General features: G+C 57.5%; 17 protein-coding genes. 8 read left to right on the top strand and 9 right to left on the bottom strand.

Annotation, left to right across the window (positions count from 1 at the left end; translation table 11 throughout):
• The first annotated feature begins 147 nt into the window (after positions 1-147).
• A complete protein-coding gene (locus BFV97_RS04330) occupies positions 148-1143 on the top strand; it encodes a response regulator (RefSeq protein ID WP_069299126.1) in 996 nt (331 codons plus the stop codon).
• 52 nt (positions 1144-1195) lie between these two features.
• Here BFV97_RS04330 and hemB read toward each other — a convergent pair whose 3' ends face one another.
• The gene (gene hemB, locus BFV97_RS04325; protein WP_069299125.1) at positions 1196-2209 is read right to left on the bottom strand and encodes a porphobilinogen synthase; all 1014 of its coding nucleotides are present in this window, start codon (positions 2207-2209) and stop codon (positions 1196-1198) included.
• Between the two features lie 111 nt (positions 2210-2320).
• Between hemB and BFV97_RS04320 the strand changes: the two genes are divergently transcribed.
• Entirely contained in the window at positions 2321-2848 is a 528-nt protein-coding gene (locus tag BFV97_RS04320) for a hypothetical protein (RefSeq protein ID WP_069299124.1), read from the top strand.
• Between the two features lie 54 nt (positions 2849-2902).
• Complete coding sequence (mfd, locus tag BFV97_RS04315; protein WP_069299123.1) at positions 2903-6349, top strand: transcription-repair coupling factor; 3447 nt, start codon at positions 2903-2905, stop codon at positions 6347-6349.
• A 55-nt stretch (positions 6350-6404) separates the two neighbouring features.
• Here mfd and BFV97_RS04310 read toward each other — a convergent pair whose 3' ends face one another.
• The 3 genes from BFV97_RS04310 to BFV97_RS04300 all read right to left on the bottom strand — a co-directional run bounded on the left by BFV97_RS04310 (position 6405) and on the right by BFV97_RS04300 (position 9909).
• Positions 6405-7601 (bottom strand): multidrug effflux MFS transporter, encoded by a 1197-nt coding sequence (locus tag BFV97_RS04310; protein WP_069299122.1) that lies wholly within the window; start codon positions 7599-7601, stop codon positions 6405-6407.
• A 64-nt stretch (positions 7602-7665) separates the two neighbouring features.
• Positions 7666-8313: a DsbA family oxidoreductase gene (locus BFV97_RS04305; protein WP_069299121.1), complete on the bottom strand. Its 648-nt coding sequence runs from the start codon at positions 8311-8313 to the stop codon at positions 7666-7668.
• Between the two features lie 93 nt (positions 8314-8406).
• Positions 8407-9909 carry a class I adenylate-forming enzyme family protein gene (locus BFV97_RS04300; protein WP_069299120.1) on the bottom strand — a complete coding sequence of 501 codons (1503 nt, stop codon included), beginning with the start codon at positions 9907-9909 and terminating at the stop codon, positions 8407-8409.
• 632 nt (positions 9910-10541) lie between these two features.
• Here BFV97_RS04300 and BFV97_RS04295 point away from each other — a divergent pair.
• Positions 10542-12356: an extracellular solute-binding protein gene (locus tag BFV97_RS04295; RefSeq protein ID WP_069299119.1), complete on the top strand. Its 1815-nt coding sequence runs from the start codon at positions 10542-10544 to the stop codon at positions 12354-12356.
• Between the two features lie 112 nt (positions 12357-12468).
• On the opposite strand, the gene BFV97_RS04290 is transcribed toward BFV97_RS04295, so the two are convergent.
• On the bottom strand, positions 12469-13023 hold the full coding sequence (locus tag BFV97_RS04290; protein ID WP_069299118.1) for a lipid-binding SYLF domain-containing protein: 555 nt from the start codon (positions 13021-13023) through the stop codon (positions 12469-12471).
• 184 nt (positions 13024-13207) lie between these two features.
• Here BFV97_RS04290 and BFV97_RS04285 point away from each other — a divergent pair, with 184 nt between their 5' ends.
• Both BFV97_RS04285 and BFV97_RS04280 read left to right on the top strand, forming a co-directional pair.
• Positions 13208-14311 carry a CaiB/BaiF CoA transferase family protein gene (locus tag BFV97_RS04285; protein WP_069299117.1) on the top strand — a complete coding sequence of 368 codons (1104 nt, stop codon included), beginning with the start codon at positions 13208-13210 and terminating at the stop codon, positions 14309-14311.
• Positions 14287-15288: an Ldh family oxidoreductase gene (locus tag BFV97_RS04280; protein WP_069299116.1), complete on the top strand. Its 1002-nt coding sequence runs from the start codon at positions 14287-14289 to the stop codon at positions 15286-15288. Before BFV97_RS04285 ends, BFV97_RS04280 begins: the two co-directional genes overlap by 25 nt.
• A gap of 18 nt (positions 15289-15306) precedes the next feature.
• Here BFV97_RS04280 and BFV97_RS04275 read toward each other — a convergent pair whose 3' ends face one another.
• The 4 genes from BFV97_RS04275 to BFV97_RS04260 form a co-directional block, all read right to left on the bottom strand.
• Positions 15307-15966 (bottom strand): hypothetical protein, encoded by a 660-nt coding sequence (locus BFV97_RS04275; RefSeq protein WP_069299115.1) that lies wholly within the window; start codon positions 15964-15966, stop codon positions 15307-15309.
• 144 nt (positions 15967-16110) lie between these two features.
• On the bottom strand, positions 16111-16479 hold the full coding sequence (locus BFV97_RS04270; RefSeq protein ID WP_069299114.1) for a hypothetical protein: 369 nt from the start codon (positions 16477-16479) through the stop codon (positions 16111-16113).
• A gap of 79 nt (positions 16480-16558) precedes the next feature.
• Positions 16559-18541: a DNA topoisomerase IV subunit B gene (gene parE / locus BFV97_RS04265; protein WP_069299113.1), complete on the bottom strand. Its 1983-nt coding sequence runs from the start codon at positions 18539-18541 to the stop codon at positions 16559-16561.
• Between the two features lie 95 nt (positions 18542-18636).
• Entirely contained in the window at positions 18637-19062 is a 426-nt protein-coding gene (locus BFV97_RS04260; RefSeq protein WP_069299112.1) for a hypothetical protein, read from the bottom strand.
• A gap of 130 nt (positions 19063-19192) precedes the next feature.
• Between BFV97_RS04260 and BFV97_RS04255 the strand changes: the two genes are divergently transcribed.
• Positions 19193-20083 carry an endonuclease/exonuclease/phosphatase family protein gene (locus BFV97_RS04255; protein WP_157888263.1) on the top strand — a complete coding sequence of 297 codons (891 nt, stop codon included), beginning with the start codon at positions 19193-19195 and terminating at the stop codon, positions 20081-20083.
• 63 nt (positions 20084-20146) lie between these two features.
• Positions 20147-21511 carry an MATE family efflux transporter gene (locus BFV97_RS04250; protein ID WP_069299110.1) on the top strand — a complete coding sequence of 455 codons (1365 nt, stop codon included), beginning with the start codon at positions 20147-20149 and terminating at the stop codon, positions 21509-21511.
• Positions 21512-21539 lie beyond the last annotated feature (28 nt).

Here is a 21539-nt window from a genome sequence, read left to right as displayed (position 1 = left end):
GGATAATCGTTAATAATTTCTTAATCTTGCCCAATTTCAAACTTATTTTCAGACCATTTCCACGCAAAAAGGTTCACACGTAAAGAGTGAAATCCCCCCTTAAAGGGACCATCTAAGGGGATCTACCTAGAGTGGAGAGGAATGAATATGAGAGCATTAGCCGTCGATGACGATCCCCTGATCCTCGAAGTCCTGAAGAACAACTTTGACGAAATGGGCATCAAGACTTTGGAATGCGCGGAGTCCGGTTCTGTGGCGCTTGCGATCCTCAACAAGTCTCCCAAGCCTTTTGATGTCATTCTGCTGGATATTGAAATGCCCGGCATGGACGGGATCGAACTCTGCCGTAAAATCCGCCTGATACCGGAATATAACTCTACGCCGATTCTGATGGTCACGACCGTGACCAAGGAAGACAGCGTGCGTGACGCCTTTACAGCAGGGGCCACGGATTACGTCTGCAAGCCGGTCAAGCCGCTGGATCTGGCAGCCCGCATCCAGTCCGTGACCCATCTGCTGCGCGAACGCCGCCGCGCCGAGACCAACTTTGAGGCCGCCCAGACCCTCAAGGCGCAGATCGAACAGGATATGAAGCTGACCCGCGAAAAAGGTCTGAAGGTGGATTTCGTCCCTAATATGATCGACAAGCTGGAGATGGAAAACTACATCCTGCAACTCTCTCGCCTGCAAATTTCGCGCACGCAGGTCTATGCCTTCGGGATCAAGGAATTCAACGAGATTTACGACCGGACCACGGCCTTTGATCTCTATTACACTATCGGGGATGTGGCGGCCGCATTACAAAGCTGTTTCTCCAGCGAAAAATCGCTGCTGTCTTATTGTGGGGCAGGCCGTTTTGTCGTGGTCTCCCGCGAGAGCGACAAGGAAAACCGCTATAATATTGCCCAGATCGTACAGAAAGCGGTGAATGAACTGGAGCTTGTCTATAACAACGGCAGCCCTTGCAAGGTTACGATGGTCACGGGCGAGCCGGTACAAGCGTCTTTCTGGTCGATGGGCAGTTCGCTGCGCTTGATGGAACGGGCACTTGTCTCTCTTGATGCGGCGCGGGGCGGGCATGACACCTACACCGAAACCCGCAAATACAAATCTCTCCTACGGGAATGTCTCGACGTTGCCTGATCAGGGCAGCCCCAGACGAAAAAAAGCGGCGCCAGAAGGCGCCGTTTTTTGTTTAGAACAAATCCATGTCACGGCGCAGGAATTTAGCCGTTTCCAGCGCAAAGTAGCTTAGGATTCCGTCACATCCGGCCCGTTTGAAGGCCATCAGGCTTTCCAGCATCGCCTTGTCCTTATCAATCCAGCCCTGATCGCCCGCTCCCGCAATCATCGCGTATTCGCCGGAGACCTGATACGCGTAGGTCGGCACAGAAAATTCCTGCTTCACCCGCTGACAAATATCCAGATAGGGCATGCCGGGTTTGACCATGACCATATCGGCGCCTTCGTCGAGATCCCGCGCTACCATGCGCAGGGCCTCATCCGAATTGCCCGGATCAAGCTGGTAGGTCTTCTTGTCGCCCTTCAACGCACCCGATGCGCCAACAGCATCGCGGAAAGGACCGTAAAAGGCCGAGGCGAATTTCGCGGAATAGGCCATAATTGCAGTGTCGGGGAAATCATGCTGTTCCAGCGCACGGCGGATGATGCCGATCCGCCCGTCCATCATATCGGAGGGGCCAAGAATATCCGCGCCTGCTTCGGCCTGTGCCAGCGCCTGTTGCTCCAACGCCCCAAGGGTTTCGTCATTCATAACCACGCCGTCGCGCACGATCCCGTCGTGTCCGTCAGAATTATAGGGGTCAAGGGCCACATCCAGCATCACCCCGATATCAGGCACCTGCGCCTTGATTGCACGGGTTGCCGTATTCACGAGGTTTTCAGGGTTCCATGCCTCGGCCGCATCGGGGGTTTTCTTGTCCGGATCGGTATAGGGAAACAGCGCGATAAGCGGAATGCCGTGATTGGCCGCTTCATTCGCGGCTTCTACCGCGCGGGACACGCTCAGGCGGTTCACGCCGGGCATGCTGTCGATCGGCTCCACCACGTCATCGCCTTCGCGCACGAAGATCGGCCAGATCAGGTCAGAGACCGACAGGCTGTTCTCCCGCGTCAGATCGCGCATCCAGTCGGTGCGGCGGTTGCGGCGGGGGCGGGACACCGGAAACGGTGGTGGTGTATGTACCATATGTTGATCCTTTTGACGGGTTCCCCCAAATGCGCCAGAAAAGCCCCAAACTGCAATTGGAATTATTGACGCAATAGGCTAACACCGCGCCCAGACCAGACGGAAGGGCCGATGATGGAAGGCTTTTATCAGGAAGTAATCGGTTCACGCAGTTTTGCCAGTATCTGGTACTGGATCGTGTTTGCTGTGGTCTGGACCCGTACTACGCACTGGACGCTTGGCGTCCCTTACGAGGATGCGCGCAACGCCAAACGCTTTGGCGGGCAGTATCAGACGGACTTTGAGATCCAGATCGAAATTAACATCCGCAAGACGCTGGAAGTGTTTGAGGGCCATTCGGTCGCGCTCACCGGATTGGCGGCGTTCTTTCTGGCAACGATCTTTATGCTCGGCTTTTCTTTTGGCATCCAGTTCATGCAGGCCGGTTTTCTGCTGATCTTTCCGTTGACCATCGTCTCGGGGCTGTCGATCCATCTGGCCCGTAAACTGAGGGACGGGGATCTGAAAGGCGAGGCGCTATATTCTGCCTATGTCTGGCACCGGCGGATAAAACAGGGAATCGGCGCTTTTTCGATCTTTTTCGCAGCGTTTTGGGGTGTGTCGCAAATTCTGTTTTCTCCCTATGCAGGCACCTTCTAGGCAGGCCGGGTTTTCCACCTTGTCCGAAGTCACCCGCTGCGCTAAATCCGCCTGATGGCACAGCAGTATAACGATAAGCACCGCACGATCGGGGGCGCCCCCGAAGGATTTGACGCACATCTGCTGGCATCGGCGCTGGCAGAGGGCAAAGGTCCGGTGATGCACATCGCCCGCGATGACGCCCGACTGGCCGCAACGCGCACAGCCCTTGGCCTGTTCGCGCCAGAGGTTCCGGTGTTTGTCTTTCCCGCGTGGGACTGTCTGCCTTATGACCGCGTTTCCCCCAACGCCGAGATTTCTGCAGCACGGATGGCGGTTCTTGCGGCGCTGGCGGCTGGGTTTGACCGCCCCTTCATCCTTCTGACCACCGTTGCCGCTGTGACCCAGCGCGTGCCGGCCCGAGAAACGCTGAACTCTGCCAGTTTCGTGGCCGAGGTCGGCCGTCAGGTGGACGAGAAAGCCCTGCGGGAATTCTTTGCCCGTATGGGATTCGTGCAGGCGCCCACCGTCACCGAACCGGGGGATTTTGCGATCCGGGGCGGCTTGATTGATGTCTATCCACCGGGCGACAGCGGGCCTGTGCGACTGGACCTGTTTGGCGATGTACTGGACGGGGCGCGGCGGTTTGATCCTGTCACCCAACGCACCACGGAATCCCTGCAACGGCTGGAACTGGCCCCTGTGTCCGAGGTCATTCTGGACGAACCCTCTATCCAGCGGTTCCGCCAGAACTATCGCATTGAATTCGGGGCTGCTGGCACGGATGATCCGCTCTATGAAGCGGTGAGCGCGGGGCGCAAGCATCAGGGCATCGAACACTGGGCACCGTTCTTTCATGACAAGATGGAAACCCTGTTCGATTATCTGCCGGACGCGCAGGTGTTTCTGGATGACCGCACCACACAGGCGCGTCTGTCCCGCTGGGAAAGCATTGCAGATCAATATGATGCCCGCAAAGAGGCGCTAAGCAACAAATCCCGCATGGACAGCGTGTATAAACCCTGTCCGCCCCATCTTCTCTATCTGGATGATGCCGCATTCGAGGTGGAAATCACCGATCTGACGGTGAAACAGTTCTCGGTTCTTCCCCAAGGCACCGGACCCAATGTCACCGATGCAGGCGGGCGTCTGGGGCGCAGTTTTGCGCCGGAACGCCAGCAGGAAACCATCAGCCTGTTCGGGGCTTTGGCGGATCACATCAGGGAGCGCCAGAAAAAGGGCAATGTGGTGATTGCCAGCTACTCCGAAGGCGCACGGGAGCGTCTGGGCGGCTTGCTAGCGGATCAGGATATTAACGGCGCGGTAGAGATCGCCAAGCTGGGTGATCTGAAAGGCAAAGGCGCTGTTGCGCTCGCCGTTTGGCCGCTGGAGCAGGGGTTCGAGGCCAAAGACCTGACGGTGATTTCCGAGCAGGACGTGCTGGGTGATCGGTTGATCCGAAGCCCGCGGCGTAAACGGCGGGCGGATAATTTCCTGACCGAAGCCCAAAGCCTGACGCCGGGGGATCTGGTGGTGCATCTGGATCACGGGGTCGGCCGGTATCGCGGTCTGGAGACGGTTTCGGCGGCGGGTGCGCCCCATGATTGTATCCTGCTGGAATATGCCAATAACGACCGCCTGTATCTGCCGGTGGAAAACATCGAACTGCTGTCCCGCTTTGGCCATGAAGAGGGCATGCTTGACCGTCTGGGGGGCGGCGCGTGGCAGGCGAAAAAGGCCAAGCTGAAGGAACGCATCCGCGAGATGGCGGACAAGCTGATCCGGATTGCTGCGGAACGGGCCTTGCGCAAGGCCGAGGTGATGGAACCGCCGGTCGAGGCCTGGGACAAATTCTGCGCCCGTTTCCCCTATGCAGAAACCGACGACCAGTTGCACGCCATTGAGGATGTTCTCGGGGATATGGCATCGGGTTCCCCCATGGACCGGCTGATTTGCGGCGATGTGGGCTTTGGCAAAACCGAGGTCGCCTTGCGTGCGGCCTTTGTTGCGGCCTCTGCGGGCACACAGGTGGCGATCATTGCGCCGACTACATTGCTGGCACGTCAGCACTATAAATCCTTTGCCGAACGGTTCCGCAATACAGGCATCCGGGTGCGCCAGCTTTCGCGCTTTGTCAGCGCCAAGGACGCAGAGGCGACCCGTCAGGGCATGGCCGACGGCAGTGTTGAGATCGTGATAGGCACCCATGCGCTGTTGGCCAAGGGCATCAAATTCGCCAACCTCGGCCTGCTGGTGATCGACGAGGAGCAGCATTTCGGCGTGACCCACAAAGAGCGGCTGAAACAGCTTCGCTCTGACGTGCATGTACTGACCCTAACCGCGACACCGATCCCGCGCACCTTGCAGATGTCCCTGTCGGGCGTGCGCGAATTGTCGATCATCGGTACGCCGCCGGTGGACCGGCTGGCGATCCGCACCTATGTCTCGGAGTTCGACACGATCACCATCCGCGAGGCCCTGTTGCGGGAACACTATCGCGGCGGGCAGTCCTTCTTTGTGGTGCCCCGCGTGTCCGATCTGGCCGAGATTGAGGAGTTCCTGAAAACGCAGGTGCCAGAGGTCAGCTTTATCACCGCGAACGGCCAGATGGCCGCCGGAGAGCTGGACGACCGGATGAACGCTTTTTACGACGGCAAATACGATGTGCTGCTGGCCACAACCATCGTAGAGTCGGGACTGGATATTCCCACAGCCAACACGATGATCATCTACCGCGCTGATATGTTCGGCCTGTCGCAGCTCTACCAGATACGCGGACGGGTCGGGCGGTCCAAAACCCGTGCCTATGCCTATCTGACCACCAAACCACGCAAGCCGTTGACCGCAAATGCAGAAAAACGGCTGCGGGTGCTGGGGAGTCTCGATTCGCTGGGCGCGGGCTTTACGCTGGCGTCGCAGGATCTTGATATTCGCGGGGCAGGGAACCTGCTGGGCGATGAACAGTCGGGCCATGTGCGCGAAGTGGGGTTCGAGCTTTATCAAGAGATGCTGCAAGAGGCGATTGCCAAGATGAAGGCGGGCGAGATGGAGGGGCTTTCGGATGATGGCGGCACATGGTCGCCGCAGATCAATCTGGGCGTGCCGGTGTTAATCCCCGAAAGTTTCGTTCCCGATCTGGATGTGCGGCTCGGGTTGTACCGGCGCCTGTCCTCTCTGACCACCAAGGTGGAGCTGGAGGGGTTTGCAGCCGAGCTGATCGACCGCTTTGGCAAGCTGCCCTCCGAGGTGAATACGCTGTTGCGGATTGTGCGGGTGAAATCCATGTGCAAACGGGCGGGCATTGCCAAGCTGGACGGCGGGCCGAAAGGCGCTGTGATCCAGTTCCACAATGACAAATTCGCAAATCCGGCGGGGCTGGTGGAGTTTTTGCAAAAGCAGAATGGCACGGCGAAAGTGAAGGACAACAAGATTATCGTACGCCGCGACTGGTCCAAGGACGACACCAAGATCAAGGGTGCCTATATCATCGCCCGCGATCTCGCCGCGCAAGCCAAAGCATAATTGGACCGTAGGTCGGGCTTAAGCCCGACCAACCCCACCACCTCAGAACGTGCGTTCAAACCGTGCGTGGGTTAACCAAATTCAGCAGAAATCCGATTGCAGCGCAGGTACCGACCCCGAACATCAGGGGTAGACCGGTTCCGTCAAACATTTGCCCGATCGGCACCGCGATCACGATGCTCGCCAATGTGGACAGCGACCCGATGATGGCGCTGGCGGTGCCTGCGATATGGCCCATCGGCTCCATTGCGAAGGCGTTTACGTTGGAAAACACCAGCCCGCTGAGAAAGAACAACATCATCGACCAGCCGATCACCACGTAAAGCAAAGCATCGCCGGAAATCACGCCCGACGCGATGAGGGTTCCGACGCTGATCGACCCGACCGCGAGCAGCGCGAGCCCTATTGTGCTTAGCAACCACATGCCCAGACGCACCACCAAAGCCGCGTTCAACGCACTGGCAGAGCCGGACACCAGCGCGATGATGGCAAAGTAGAAAGGAAAACGTGCGCCTGCGTCCAGCCAGACCACAAAGAGCTGTTGTGCGCTGGAAATGTAAGAGAAAACAATGGCGTAGGACATGCACAAAACCAGCAGGGACACCACAACACGTCTGGATCGTGCCATTTCTCTGGCCGCGGAAACCAGTGTGGCCACCCGCATGGGGCGGCGCCTTTCGGGAATGTGGGTCTCCTCTTGGCGGATCCACAGCCACAGCCCGACCGCGCAGCCCAGCACCACAAAGGACATGAAAATCGCCCGCCAGCCAAACGCCAGCATGATGCCCTGACCGATCAGCGGCGCGACAGCAGGCACCAGCACGAACATCATCATCGCCAGTGATACAACGCGGGCCATCTGACGACCAGAGTAGAGGTCACGCACCATCGCCATGCCCACGGTGCGGGGGGCCGAAATGCCCAGCCCCTGAATTAAACGGGCCAGTAGCAACATCTCAAGAGACTGGCTGCCCCACGCCCAAAAGCTGGTCAGAATAAACACGCCGATTCCGCCAAGCAACACCGGCTTGCGGCCGATGGCATCGGAAAGCGGGCCACTGATCAACTGTCCGCATCCGGTGCCAAGAACAAACGCCGCCACAACCAGTTGCACGCGGTTTGCGTTGCTTGTGTTCAGATCCGCCGCCATCTGGCCAAAAGCCGGCAGCATCGCATCCGTGCCAAAAGCGATAAGCGAGAACAACAGCGCAGTCAGCAGGATAAATTCAGGCAACGCAAGGCGTTTTCCCATATGAGGACTCCAAAAGACGGGGCAGGCGGGCCTACACCGGATAAAATTTCAGGGATCGTATCTGTTACGAACCGGCCTTGTCGTGGGCGTCGCTGATTTCCTTAATCACTTTTTCCCATAGTTCCGTAGGCTGGGCCCCCTGAACCACATAATGTTTGCCGATAATGAAACAGGGTACGCCGGACACGCCCCGTTCGCGGGCTGCTGCGTCCCGTTCCTGAATTTCCTTGGTGTCCTGATCCCCGTCCAGCAAGCGGCGCACAACCGCGCCGTCCATGCCGACACCCGATGCGATGTCCACTAGCACATCCACGTCCGAAATATCCTGACCTTCTTTGAAATAGGCTTTGAACAGGCGGTCCACCACAGCATTCTGGTGGCCCTCCAGCGCGGCCCAGTGCAGCAGACGGTGGGCGTTCAGCGTGCTTGGCGTGCGCTTGATACCCTCAAAATTGATGTCGATTCCTGCATCTTCGGCGGCTTGGGCAATCGCGCCATAGGTTTTGACGGCGCCTTCCTTGCCACCGAATTTCGTCTCCAGATATTCGCGCCGGTCCATGCCCTCGGCGGGCATGGTGGGGTTCAACTGGAAGGGATGCCATTCGACCACCAGATCGTGGTCCGGATGTTTTTCCAGCGCACGGTCCAGTTTGGTTTTGCCGATATAGCACCACGGGCAAATCGGATCAGAGATTATGTCGAGTTTCGTCATGTTGTTTCAATCACTTAGGCGCGGCGGGCCGGTTTCGTTCCGACAGGCGCGATGTTTCGCAAACAGGCGTCGTCCCCGGCGCGTGCCAAGGGTCTAGACCTTCCAGTCGCGCAACGCCTTGCGCTGCACCTTGTTGTTGGCCCCCGTGGGGAGCGTGTCCATTCGCACAAACATACGCGGCTGTTTGTATTTTGCCAGCGCCTGCCCGCATTTTTCTGTAAGCAACATTTCCAGATCCCGTGGGCCCACATAGAAACCGGCGATAACGCGCACGCCGGCACGGACCTCAACTTCGGCGGCGGCGGCCTGTTCAACGCCCTCACAGGCCAGCATTGCGGCCTCCACTTCGAGGGGGGACACACGGTAGCCGCCTGCATTCATCATGTCGTCGTCCCGACCGAGATAGGTGATATAGCCGTCCTGATCCATAGAGACCGTGTCTCCGGTAACAAACCAGTCGCCCTGAAATTTGGCTTCTGTTTCAGAAGGTTGACCCAAATACCCCAGCATCAGGCCGGGATCGGAGCGATGCACAGCCAAGACGCCGGGCTGTTCTGCCTCTACCGGACCGTCTGTGCCCAGAACCGCCACACGGCGGCCCTGTTGCACCCGACCGGAGGTGCCGGATTTCGGGGGAACATTCGGGCTGGACGAGACAAAAGTGGAAACTTCGCTCATGCCCAATGCCTCGTAAACCTGTTTTCCGGTCTGTTCCTGCCACGCCGCCAGAACTGCAGCGGGCATTTTTTCTCCCGCACTCAGCCCGTGGCGCAACCCGTCGAAGCCGCTGGCACCGGATTCCACGATCTGGCGATAAACACCGGGGGCGGCGGCAAAGATGGTTGCGCGATGCTCTGCCACCAGTTTGCCCCAGATGCTGCGATCCGGCGGGCCGGTGTAAACCATTGCGGTGGCACCGATGGCCCAAGGGTCCAGTAGCCCCGTGCCCAGCGTATAGGTCCAGTTAAACGCGCCCGCGTGCAACATGCGATCATCCGCACGCAAGCCGTACCAGCCGTCCCACATCATCCGCCGCGCCCAAACTGCGCGATGGGCATGCATGACCGCACGCGGCTTGCCAGAGGTGCCGGAGGTGTAGATCATATAGGCCAGCCGGTCCGCATCACCGGTCACAGGGGCCGCAGGCTCGGCGCTGCGCAACCGCGCTACTCCGGCGGCATCAAGCGTTGGGACACCAAGATTTGCAATCGGCTCCAGCCCACCGGCAAAGGCCACAAGATCCGGTTCCAGCTCTGCTACAATGCTGCGCACTTCGGGTTCGGTCAGCAGGGCAGAGGTGGGCACAGGCACGATCCCGACAGCAATCGCCGCAAGAAACAGCACCGGAAACGCCGCATCATTGCCGACCCGCAGCAACAGGCGGTCGCCTTCCTTCAGTCCGGTGTCGAGCAATCCTCCGGCGGTCCGCCAGACCGCATCCCGCAGATCGGCATAGCGCCAGCGGGTGGTGGTTTCTCCGATCACTTCCAGCGCAATGGCATCATCAGCACCTGCGGCCAGTACATATTCGGCGAGGTTGAAAGGCGCGGGGCAAGGTGCGGGGCCACCTTGGTCGAAAATTGCTGTGTGGGACATGGAACCTGCCTGTATTAATTGAATGCTAGACGGGACGGGGATACGCCCCAAGCCGGTCATGTTCAAGCGGATCACCAAAACAGGCCGGTTGAAGCACAAAATCCCTGCGTGTGACGCGGGGGTGTTGTGATGGCAATGGGGGCAACTTGCACTCAGCTTGTTAAGACTCTGTTAACCAAGGGAAACCGGCCGGGATTCCGAAGATTTCAACCGGAGGTATTTAGTTCAATTTTCTCAAATTATTGTGAATCCGAACCCTGCGCCAATGGTTGACGAGAGAGATTCGATTCTTCAAAAGGCGGGCTTGCGCCGGATATTTTTGCTTTTGGTTACGTCTGACAGGGGGCTGCAAAATTGACCGCCGACTTTGTGGAAACCGCCATAGCGTCAATGGAATAAGGGGATTCCGGCGGGCATGTTTGGTTCCACAGAGATAACGGAGCAAAAAAAAACGCCCTCACAAGGAGGGCGTTAAGTTATTGAGGCAGGTTTCATACAGGCAAGAAACCTATCGAGCAGTAAGGATGTTATACAAAATCCCGATCCTTCCGCCAAGTAGAATTTTGAAGTATTTCTCCGACAGGCTTGATACATATGGAAAAACACCAAACCGAGAGTGTAATGTTGCGCCGATGTCACGTCTGATCTGTAGAACCTGTAGAATTGTATCCATTATGGCAGGGCTTGCCTTGGTTACACCGCATTTCGCCCTCGCTGCGCCGCAACATGGTCTTGCGATGTACGGCAAACCGGCCCTTCCAGCGGGGTATGAGTCGCTGCCTTACGCGAATCCGGACGCGCCACAGGGCGGAACCATTGTTCTGGCGGAGCCGGGCGGTTTTGACTCGCTTAATCCCTACATCCTGAAGGGCGAAGCACCTTGGGGGATTCGCACCCATGTGGTAGAAAGCCTGCTCGGGCAGAGCTATGACGAACCCTTTACCCTTTACGGGTTGCTGGCGGAAACGGTTGAAACCGATGACGCGCGCTCTTTTGTGGAGTTTACCCTGCGCAAAGAGGCGCGGTTTTCCAATGGCGATCCGGTCACGCCGCAGGATGTGATCTGGTCGTTTGAAACGCTGGGGACCAAGGGGCATCCGCGCTATCTGAACAGTTGGGGCAAGGTGGCCAGCTCTGAAATTACCGGCCCGCGCAGTGTGAAGTTTACGTTTAACACGCCGGATCGGGAATTGCCGATGATCCTTGGCCTGCGCCCTGTCTTGCGCAAGGCGGATTGGGACGACCGCGCGTTTGACGAAAGCGGTTTGCAGCCGATCACCGGATCAGGCCCTTATGTGATTGGCGATTTCGAAGCGGGGCGCTTTGTCAGTTTCAAACGCAATCGCGATTACTGGGGCAATGATCTGGGCTTTAACGCAGGGAAACACAATCTGGATGTGGTGAAATATGATTATTATACCGACCAGAGCGTGATTTTTGAGGCCTTCAAGGCAGGCGCGCTGTCGGTGTTTCGCGAAGGGAATGCGCAACGTTGGGCGGAGGCGTATAATTTTCCGGCAGCGACCTCCGGGGCGATTGTAAAATCAGAGATACCCCATGCCAGACCCACTGGCATGACCGGATTTGTCATGAACACCCGACGGGAGATTTTTGCCGATATTCGGGTGCGCGATGCGATGATGCACGCTTTCAACTTTGAATTTATCAATCAGGCGCTGAACGGCGGCAGTCTGCCCCGTATCACCAGCTATTTTGCCAACAGCCAGTTGTCCATGAAGGATGGGGAAGCGGACGCAGCGGTGCGCGAGCTGCTTGCCCCCTTTGCCGACAGCCTGCCCGAAGATACGCTAACAGGGTATCAACTGCCCAAATCCGACGGGTCGGGGCGCAACCGGAGCAATCTTCGCAAAGCCGCCAAACTGCTGGAGCAGGCAGGCTGGCAGATAAAAAACGGCGTGTTGGTGAATGACGCGGGCAAACCTTTTGCCTTTGAAATCCTTCTTAAAAACACCGCCACCGAACACGAAGCGATCATGGGGATATTCGTAGATGCGCTCAAACGGCTCGGGATTGACGCGCGGCTAAAGCTGATTGATCCGGTGCAGCACCGTGAGCGGCTCAAGGATTATGATTACGATATGGTGCATTTCACCCGATATATGTCCCTGTCACCGGGCAACGAGCAACGGTTGTATTGGGGGCGGGACGGTGTCACCACACCGGGAACGCGGAACTATATGGGGGTGGACAGCGCCGCCGCCGAAGCGATGATCGACACAATGTTGGAAACCCGCGATGCGGAGGTATTCAACGCGGCGGTGCGGGCTTTGGATCGTGTGCTGACAGCAGGGCGCTATGTGATCCCGATCTGGTATAATCCGGTCAGCTTTCTCGCCCATGATGCGAAATTGCATTACCCCGAACGCCTGCCGGTCTATGGCGACTGGACGGGGTTTCTGCCGGATGTCTGGTGGTATGAAGAATAGTTAACGGCCTTAAACGCCTACTGAAACAGCGCCCGTCAGAAACGATTGCGCATAAAAAAGCCCGCCGGTGTCCATCACCTTGCGGGCTTTTCTATTGCCGTGTGATTTTATCTTAGGGAATAATCCGGTTGTATTTCGACCCTTCGATCGAAATCCCAAGCAGAATGCCCGCCTGATTGAACACAACCGCATAGACCGCATCATCGATGGTGTTGTTGTCCACACCCGCAGCACCGGCGTTGTCGATCAGCGTGTATTCCACATCCGCGCCAAGGGTCCAGCCCGGCCGCTCGCGGAATTTACGCAGATGGTCGGAATCCATAAAGAACAAGGCCGAAGAATACTGCTGCGCACCCGCTTGCAAACCGTAGCTTGCGGCGAATACCTCGTAGTAATCGACCGGAGCCTGACCGATCAACAGAGAGCCTTTACCATATGCCCCCCCGACAATCAGTCCGGCCTTGGTCACTGTCGGCATCATCAAGACACCGGCGGCATTGTCCATAAGGGACCGTGTAAAGGGAAGTTCGCTTTGCATCTGCTGCACAGCCGCGCTGACGTCATCGTCGATTCTGTACCGTGCGTCGCTGCGTGTTCCGCCTGAACAGGCGCTCAATCCGCCTGCGGTTGCACCCATCAAAAAGGTGCGCCTGCTCCATCCTGTCATGGGATGTCTCCTGATTACTGCTCAACCGGTCTGATGCCGGCCCTGCGGCGCATAATACTAGGTTTTCACAGTCCTGTCATCCCAATGCGCCGTTGGCCGCAACGTTAATGGCAGGAAATTGCTTTTAACTGGCTGGATTTGTGCAAAACAGCTATCGAATCCCAAGAATTGCAGGAGGAATATGATGTCAAACGGTCCATTGCACGGGGTCAGAATTGTAGAGTTTGCCGGACTGGGGCCGACCCCCTTTGCGGCGATGACGCTGGCGGATATGGGCGCTGAGGTAATCCGCATCCAGCGTCCCGGCCTGAAGCATCTGATGGGGCTGGAGTATGACATTCTGGATCGGGGCCGCAGCTTTGTGGAACTGGACCTCAAAAATGCCAGCGACATTGAAACGGTCAAGGCGCTACTGTCAGAGGCGGACGCGCTGATTGAAGGGATGCGTCCCGGAGTGATGGAGCGTTTGGGGCTGGGCCCGCAGGAGGTCGCCACCCTAAATCCGCGGCTGGTCTACGGACGGATGACCGGCTGGGGGCAGGACGGGCCGCTGGCCCATGCCGCCGGACATGACATCAATTACATCGCGCTATCCGGGGCGCTGCACGCTATCGGGCCAAAAGACACGCCGGTTATCCCGTTGAATCTTATCGGGGATTTTGGCGGCGGCGGGATGTATATGGCCTATGGCATTGTATGTGCATTGTTTGAATCGACCCGCTCGGGGTTGGGGCAGGTGGTGGACACCGCGATCACCGATGGAACGGCCCATTTGATGTCGATGATCTATGCCATGCAGCAGGGGAAGGCGTGGTCTGATCGGCGCGAGTCAAATATTTTGGACGGGGCAGCGCCGTTCTACGGGGTCTATGAATGTGCCTGCGGTGGTCACGTGGCAATTGGTGCGATAGAGCCGAAATTCTACGCAGAATTGTTGCACCGGATTGGCGCGGATGCGGATCTGGCGGAGACACAGATGAAACGCAGCACATGGCCGGACGTGCGGGCGCAATTTGCAGCGATTTTTGCGACGAAAACCCGCGACGCGTGGAGCGAACTGCTGCTTGGCACCGATTGTTGCTACGCGCCGGTGTTGACCATCGAGGAAGCCTATCACGCGCCCCACAACACGGCGCGCGGACATTTTAAGAAAAATGACGAAATTGCTGCCCCTGCGCCCACTCCCAAGCTTTCGCGCACGCCTGGATTAGTGCAAGAGTGCTTTCAGAATGTTCCGTTAAATGTGAAGGATGTGGTACAGAAATGGCAGGAAACGCGCAAAAAGTAACAGTTCCGCTGGAGAAGATCGAAACAACGGCGAAACAGGCGATGGTCGCCCATGGCGCGGCAGACTGGATCGCGGCCGAAGTGGCCAAAGCGGTGCGCAAGGCCGAGGCCACGGGCAATCTGATCTGCGGTTTGTACTATCTTGAAAGCTATTGCACCCAGTTGCGTTCCGGACGGGTGAACGGGCAGGTGGAACCGGAAGTCACCAAACCCAAACCTGCCAATGTGAAAGTGGACGCAGGGCTTGGATTTGCCCAGCCTGCCTTTGCCCGCGGATTGCCTGTTGCGCTGGAAACCGCGCGGGAAATGGGCACGGCAAGTCTGGCCATCTGTCATTCCCACACCTGTACGTCCCTGGGGTATTTCACTGAACAGATTGCTCAGGCCGGTTTAATCGGGATCGGGTTCACCAATGCGTCGGCGGTGGTTTCACCACCCGGTGGCCATGCGGCAGTGCTTGGGACCAATCCGATGGCGCTGGCGGTTCCGGCCAAGGACGGTGGCGTGGCCTTCCAGTTTGATCAATCCACCTCGGCCGTGGCATTGGGCAAGATTACAATGGCGGCGAGCGCGGGGGAGAAGATTCCTCTGGGCTGGGCAGTCGATGCCGATGGCAAGCCAACCGAGGATCCGAACGCGGCGCTGAAAGGGTCGCTGGTGTCCACCGGCGGGTATAAGGGCTGGGGATTCGGCCTGATGGTAGAGGTTCTGGCAGCGGCTGTGACCGGATCTGTAAATTCACTCGATGTGAAGGGTTTGAAAGCGGCAGAGGGTGCGCCCCATGATCTGGGCCAGTTTTACCTGTTGATTGATCCGACAGGCTATTCCGGTGACGCGTTTTATGACCGTTTGGCCCGCGTTGCCGATGCCGTAGATGCGCAGCCGGAGGCCCGTTTGCCCGGTGCCCATCGCGAATTGCCTACCGAGGTTTCAATCGATGCGGCGCTCTGGGCGCAGTGTCAGGCGTTAGCGGATTAACAATCAAGTCGAGCGGATTTAGTTCCGCTCGGCTTTCCGTTTGGCGATGCGGCAGATTTCCACCACAGGGCTAAGCGCCTTGCTGGACCCGCGCAGCGGAAAGCGTTCGGTGGTGCCATAGGCCAGAAGTTTGATGTCGGCGTAATTGCCCGAAATCAGACGGCTGAACACAGGGGAGAGAGGTTCCTTTTCCTCAATCGTCCAGTCGGTTGTCGCCGGATCATAATGTGCAACACCGGTATAACCGAACGATCTGAAATCCATGAAAACCATCTCTGCCGGACCGTCATCCGTACCGGAGGGGATGGTTTTAATGCCGCCGTCGTCATAGGGAATCGCCGCAACAATTCTGGCGGCTTCCTGTTCTTCGGGGGTCAGCAAATCCCCCGCCTGTGCGCCGGTGTTTTCTTCTTCTTCCAGATTTGGCGGCGTGTAGTCAAATCCCGGACGGTAGCGCATCACCATGCGCACGTTTTCCACATCGCATTCAATCCGCAGCGCGAGCCATTTTTCGTCTTCGCGGTTGCAAAACAACAGGGCCGTGGCAGGGGTGCCAAGGGCGTCAGAGGCTGGAACATGTTCCCAAACATCACAATCTGCACGCCGATTGACGATTTCGGCCTGAACAGAGGTGGCCGCCATCATGGCAAGGCATCCGGCACTCAGCAGCGTTTTCATAGATCAGTCCTTTTTGTCCCTGCCGCAGATCAACTGTTTCAGCGGCAGCGCAAAAACTAGGCGGTTCGGCGCCGGAGATAAAGGGGATATTGCAAAGAGGTTAACAGCGGGGACGGGGCGTTGTTTTTGTGCCGCGCCCGATCCCTATCGGCCGGGCGGGGGCAGCATTTTATAGCACCCTGTACCGGAGAGGGTGCTCGACACAACGCGGTTGTTTTGCAGGTCGGCCACAAAAAGGCATTTCTGGTCAACGATCTGGTTGTCATACCCCACAAGCAGCATCACGCCACCGATGCGTTCATATTCGGGGTGGCGCACGACATAACTGTTGCGACGCTCCCAGACGGCTTGGGTGGGTGTGCGGCTGACGGGGGTGCCCAGAGAGGCGATCACCTGTTCCACCGTTTTGCCATTGTGCTGGGTCAGGCGTTGCTGTTTTTCCGCCGGGGTTTCACAGGCCGCCAGCCCCAAAGCGGCAAGACAAAAAAATGCAGGTTTCAAGATACGCGGCATGACAGGTTCCGTTTGGTCGTGACTACTGTTTATGTAGATCACATCAGGGGCAGGTCAATTAAACCGCCGGTTTGCCGCGTCAGAGGTCCAGTTCTTCGACAAACTGGGCGTTTTGCTGGATATATTCAAACCGCAGTTCCGGTTTCTTCCCCATCAGACGTTCCACCAGATCGGCGGTTTCGCCCGGTTCGTCGTCATCCACAGAAACGCGGATCAACTGGCGGGTTTTCGGGTTCATGGTGGTTTCCTTCAGGTCGACGGCGTTCATTTCGCCCAATCCCTTGAACCGTGACACGTCGATCTTGCCACGCCCGCCCAGTCCTTTTTCCAGCAGGCGGTCGCGCTCTGCCTCGTCCAGAACATAAACGGTCTTGGCCCCTTGGGTCAGTTTGAACAGGGGCGGACAGGCCAGATACAGATGGCCGCCATCCACCAGCGGGCGCATCTGGGTGAAGAAAAACGTCATCAAAAGCGCCGCAATATGTGCTCCGTCCACATCCGCATCGGTCATAATGATGATTTTTTCGTACCGCAGGTCTTCGATGTTGAACCGGCTGCCCATGCCAACGCCAAGGGATTCGCACAGGTCGCTGATTTCCTGATTGGAGGTCAGCTTGCCGCTGGCGGCCCCCAAGACGTTCAGAATCTTACCTTTAAGCGGCAACAATGCCTGCGTTTTGCGATCGCGCGCACCTTTGCCCGATCCCCCCGCAGAGTCACCCTCCACGATGAACAATTCAGTGCCGCTGCGGTCTTTGTTGGTGCAATCCACCAGCTTTCCGGGCAGGCGCAGTTTCTTTGTCGCAGATTTGCGCTGGGTTTCCTTTTCAGCGCGGCGGCGCATCCGCTCTTCGGCTTTCAGCACCATATAATCGAGAATGGCGCCTGCGGCTTTGGTATCGGCGGCCAGCCAGTTGTCAAAATGGTCCCGAACCGAGTTTTCCACCAGTTTTTGTGCCTCAACCGTGGCCAGACGGTCCTTGGTCTGGCCGACGAATTTCGGCTCGCGGATGAAAACAGAGACAAGCGCACAGCCCCCGCCCATCACATCATCGCGGTTGATCTGGGTGGCCTTCTTGTTGCCTACCAATTCGCCGTAAGCCTTGATCCCTTTCAGCACCGCAGACCAGAAACCCGCCTCATGGGTGCCGCCTTCAGGGGTTGGAACGGTGTTACAATAGGACTGCGTGAACGCATCCCGTGCCGGCGTCCAGTTGATCGCCCAGTCCACATTGCCCACTTCACCTGCGCCGAATTTCTCGGAGAAATTCACATGACCTGCGAAGGGGCGTTCGGAGTAGGTTGAAGACCCTTCCAGCCGCTCTGCCAGATAATCGGCAAGCCCGTTCGGGAAATGGAAACTGTCGCTTGTCGGGGTGGTATCATCCTTGCCAAGGCAAGCCGGATCACATTTCCAGCGGATTTCAACGCCGGAAAACAGATAGGCTTTGGATTTTGCCATATCATACAGCCGTTTGGGCTTGAACCGTGCGGTAGCGCCGAAAATCTGGGCGTCGGGATGAAAGGTTACCGAAGTGCCGCGACGGTTTTGCGTCGGTCCCAATTTTTCCAGCGGCCCTTTGGGCACGCCACGGCTGAATTCGATGGCAAAAAGCTCTCGGTTGCGCGCGACTTCGACCCGCACATGATCGCTAAGCGCGTTGACAACGGAACTGCCGACCCCGTGCAGGCCGCCAGAGGTCTCATAGTTGTCGCCGTTGAACTTGCCACCAGCATTCAGGGTGCAGAAAATGATCTCCAGCGCGGATTTGCTGGGGTCTTTGGGGTGGGGATCAATCGGAATGCCGCGACCATTGTCGCGCACCGTGACGGAAAAATCCGCGTTCAATTCGACTTCGATCCAATTGGCGTGACCGGCCACGGCCTCGTCCATGGAGTTATCCACGATCTCGGCAACCATGTGGTGCAGGGCGCGGTCATCCGTTCCGCCGATATACATGCCCGGACGCAGGCGCACGTGCTCCATATCTTCCAGCACCTGAATGCTGGAGGCGTCGTAGGATTGCTCCGCTTTTTCACGGAAGAGATCATCTGCGGCCATAATTGCTCGATTCCTGCTGGCTCTTTGGTTGTGTGCATTAGACCAAAGAGGGCGGGGCGGCGCAAGATGCAGAGTGGCCTTGACCCCGCGCCTGTTCAGAGATCGGCAAGTGAGGTTGTGCCCACAGAGCGATAGGCGATAGAGGCGATCCATCCGCCCAGCGCCAGCGCGCTAAGCCCGAGGCACAGGTAAACCAGCGGGTAATTATCGTTAAACTCTTTCAAGACCAGAATGCCGACCAGATGCAGACCCGCCCACAGGAAAGCCGTGATGGTAAAAATCGGCGCCAGCCAGGATTCCGGATCTTCCGAAAGCGTAGAGGCGGTGCGTATGACCTCCCCAAGTCGTCCGGGAACCAGCCCGATAAGGATAACGATCACAGCGCAGCAATAGGACGGCAACAGCATTAACCGCAGCAGCAGATTGAGAGGACTGGTTTCATCGCCCCAAGGCAACAGGACAAAGACGGGCAACATCAAAGACAAAGCAAAAAATGCGTAGTATCGAAAAAATAGGCTCATACTAACCTCAACGCGAAAATTAACTTGATTGTTAAATTTATTAACAAATGTGTGGTGCCCATTAAGGGCCAGACTGTGGCAATTATAAGAAACCGTTGCACCTTTTTTCCAGTTGCGCCATGACACCGTGATGAAAAAAGCTGTCGTGTGTATCTTCTTTGTTCCGCCGCTCTTGCTGGTTGCGAGTGCGGGCGGGCCACTGCATCCTCTGGGAGACAGTCTCGCGGTGTTCCGTTTGTACCTTGGCGTAATCGCATTGATCTGCGGCGCTGGTTTGTTCGTGTTGAACTGGCGGCGCAGCGGTATTGGCGCGATGGTCCTGTCTGTTGCGGCCATCGGCGCAATCCTGTGGAGCTATCACGGGCCCCAGCCACAGGGTGATTTTCCCTATACACACTATCAGAAGAACCTGCTTTATGTGCTTTACGATCCCGCCGAAATTATCGCAGACATCCAAGAGCAAGATCCTGATTTCATTACACTTCAGGAAATGACCCCGCGCTCCAACGGCTTGATGGTTGCACTGCAAGAGGATTACCCCACCCAGTCTGTCTGTCTGGGAGAGGACGACAGGGGCATCGCTTTGGCAAGCCGCTTTGACATGGTCCCCGAAAGCCGGATTTGTATGCCCGGGCACGGGATGCTGGCGGTTCAGGTGATTACGCCGGACGGTCCGGTCTGGCTGGTGACGCTGCATCTGCGCTGGCCTTTTCCGCTGGAACAGGCCGAACAGGTGACGCGTATCCTGCCGGTGCTTGAAGGGCTGACAGGTCCGGTTGTGCTGGGCGGCGATTTCAACATGGTGCCGTGGTCCGACACGATGACACGGATCGAAACCGCAACCCGGACCCGACGTGTGGGGCGGACGATTGACACCTTTCTGGTCGAGGGTCATCTGATGGTTCCGATTGATCATGTGCTTGCGCCCCAGGGGTGCAAAGGGCGGGTTTCAGCCCTTGATCTTCTGGGATCCGACCATCATGGTGTGCTGGCACACTATCCGATAGGTGCCTGTTCCTAGCCGCAGTGAAAAGTTTCCTTCACATGGCCGGTTCCACTCTCAAAGCGGTTAACAAAGCAACCTATGAATACGATTCCCCCCATGTCCTGGCGCGGCCACATTCGCGCATCCCTGCTGCTGGGGTTGCCACTGGTGGGAAGCCACATCGCGCAGATGCTGACCCATATCACAGACGTTGCAATGTTGGGCTGGTATTCAGTGGATGCACTGGCGGCGGTGGTTCTGGCGACACAGACCTATTTCGTCGTCTTTATTGTCGGCTCGGGCTTTGCCTTCGCGGTGATGCCCCTTTGCGCTGCGGCTATTGGCGCCAATGATGATCGTCAGGTGCGCCGGTCGGTGCGGATGGGGGCTTGGCTGGTGCTGTTTTACGGTCTGCTGCTGGCAGTTCCGCTCTGGCATATTGAAACGATACTCCTGTTCCTCGGACAGCAGGAAAATCTGGCACGGATTGCAGCCGAATATATGCGTATCGCGGTGTTCGGGCTGTTTCCGGCGCTCTGGATCATGGTGCTAAAAAGCTATCTGTCTGCTCTGGAACGGGCCCAGATCGTCCTGATCGCAACCCTTGCGGCCGCCGCTGCCAATGTGTTGTTCAACTATGCGCTGATCTTCGGGAATTTCGGCTTCCCCGAAATGGGCGCACGGGGGGCAGCCGTGGCCTCTATCCTTACCATTTCGATCAATTTCCTCTTTCTGCTGTTTTACTGCTGGGGACTGCCCGCGCTGAAAAAATACGACCTGTTTGTGAACCCGTTCCGCTTTGACCGTGAGGCGTTCGTGGAAACCTTCAGGCTCGGCTGGCCGATCTCGCTGACCTTGCTGGCGGAAACCGGACTGTTTTCCGCCGCGACCGTAATGATCGGCTGGTCCGGCACAGTCGCGCTTGCGGCCCATGCGGTGGTGCTGCAAATCACCTCTGTCGGCTTTATGGTGCCGCTTGGGATTTCCAACGTTGGCACAATTCGCGCCGGACGCGCGTTGGGGCGCAAGGACAAGCTTGGCCTGTCCCGCGCCGCTGCGGTGGTGATCTGGGGTGCGTTTTTGTTCTCTTTGGTGACGATGACGCTCTATCTGACCATCCCGCGCACGCTCATGCGGCTGTTCCTTGACCCGTCAGAGCCAAATCTTTCTGCGATTGTGGAAATGGGCGTGCTGCTTTTGATTGTCTCGGCGGCTTTCCAGATCGTTGACGCCACGCAAGTTGCGGCACTCGGCATGTTGCGCGGCATTAAAGACACGACCGTGCCGATGATCCTCGCCATCTTCAGCTATTGGTGTGTCGGCGCACCCATGGCCTATATCTTGGGTTTCCCGATGGGATATGGCGCCCAAGGGGTCTGGGGCGGCTTGGTCATCGGACTGACACTGGCGGCGACAACAATGCTGGTGCGCTATTACAAACTGCAAAATGCTCTGCGTTTCTAAATAAACACGCGCCGCAGGTGTGTCCTGC

It is taken from the genome of Neptunicoccus sediminis (assembly GCF_001719615.1).
In the GTDB taxonomy this organism is placed as follows: Bacteria; Pseudomonadota; Alphaproteobacteria; order Rhodobacterales; family Rhodobacteraceae; genus Amylibacter; species Amylibacter sediminis.
The sequence above is the reverse complement of the archived record's forward strand: the minus strand, read 5'-3'. Positions and strand labels throughout refer to the sequence as shown.

Coding starts and splice junctions, on each gene's coding strand:
- BFV97_RS04330 (WP_069299126.1), top strand. CDS start 148: ATGAGAGCATTAGCCGTCGATGACGATCCCCTGATCCTCGAAGTCCTG.
- hemB (WP_069299125.1), bottom strand. CDS start 2,209: ATGGTACATACACCACCACCGTTTCCGGTGTCCCGCCCCCGCCGCAAC.
- BFV97_RS04320 (WP_069299124.1), top strand. CDS start 2,321: ATGATGGAAGGCTTTTATCAGGAAGTAATCGGTTCACGCAGTTTTGCC.
- mfd (WP_069299123.1), top strand. CDS start 2,903: ATGGCACAGCAGTATAACGATAAGCACCGCACGATCGGGGGCGCCCCC.
- BFV97_RS04310 (WP_069299122.1), bottom strand. CDS start 7,601: ATGGGAAAACGCCTTGCGTTGCCTGAATTTATCCTGCTGACTGCGCTG.
- BFV97_RS04305 (WP_069299121.1), bottom strand. CDS start 8,313: ATGACGAAACTCGACATAATCTCTGATCCGATTTGCCCGTGGTGCTAT.
- BFV97_RS04300 (WP_069299120.1), bottom strand. CDS start 9,909: ATGTCCCACACAGCAATTTTCGACCAAGGTGGCCCCGCACCTTGCCCC.
- BFV97_RS04295 (WP_069299119.1), top strand. CDS start 10,542: ATGTCACGTCTGATCTGTAGAACCTGTAGAATTGTATCCATTATGGCA.
- BFV97_RS04290 (WP_069299118.1), bottom strand. CDS start 13,023: ATGACAGGATGGAGCAGGCGCACCTTTTTGATGGGTGCAACCGCAGGC.
- BFV97_RS04285 (WP_069299117.1), top strand. CDS start 13,208: ATGTCAAACGGTCCATTGCACGGGGTCAGAATTGTAGAGTTTGCCGGA.
- BFV97_RS04280 (WP_069299116.1), top strand. CDS start 14,287: ATGGCAGGAAACGCGCAAAAAGTAACAGTTCCGCTGGAGAAGATCGAA.
- BFV97_RS04275 (WP_069299115.1), bottom strand. CDS start 15,966: ATGAAAACGCTGCTGAGTGCCGGATGCCTTGCCATGATGGCGGCCACC.
- BFV97_RS04270 (WP_069299114.1), bottom strand. CDS start 16,479: ATGCCGCGTATCTTGAAACCTGCATTTTTTTGTCTTGCCGCTTTGGGG.
- parE (WP_069299113.1), bottom strand. CDS start 18,541: ATGGCCGCAGATGATCTCTTCCGTGAAAAAGCGGAGCAATCCTACGAC.
- BFV97_RS04260 (WP_069299112.1), bottom strand. CDS start 19,062: ATGAGCCTATTTTTTCGATACTACGCATTTTTTGCTTTGTCTTTGATG.
- BFV97_RS04255 (WP_157888263.1), top strand. CDS start 19,193: ATGAAAAAAGCTGTCGTGTGTATCTTCTTTGTTCCGCCGCTCTTGCTG.
- BFV97_RS04250 (WP_069299110.1), top strand. CDS start 20,147: ATGAATACGATTCCCCCCATGTCCTGGCGCGGCCACATTCGCGCATCC.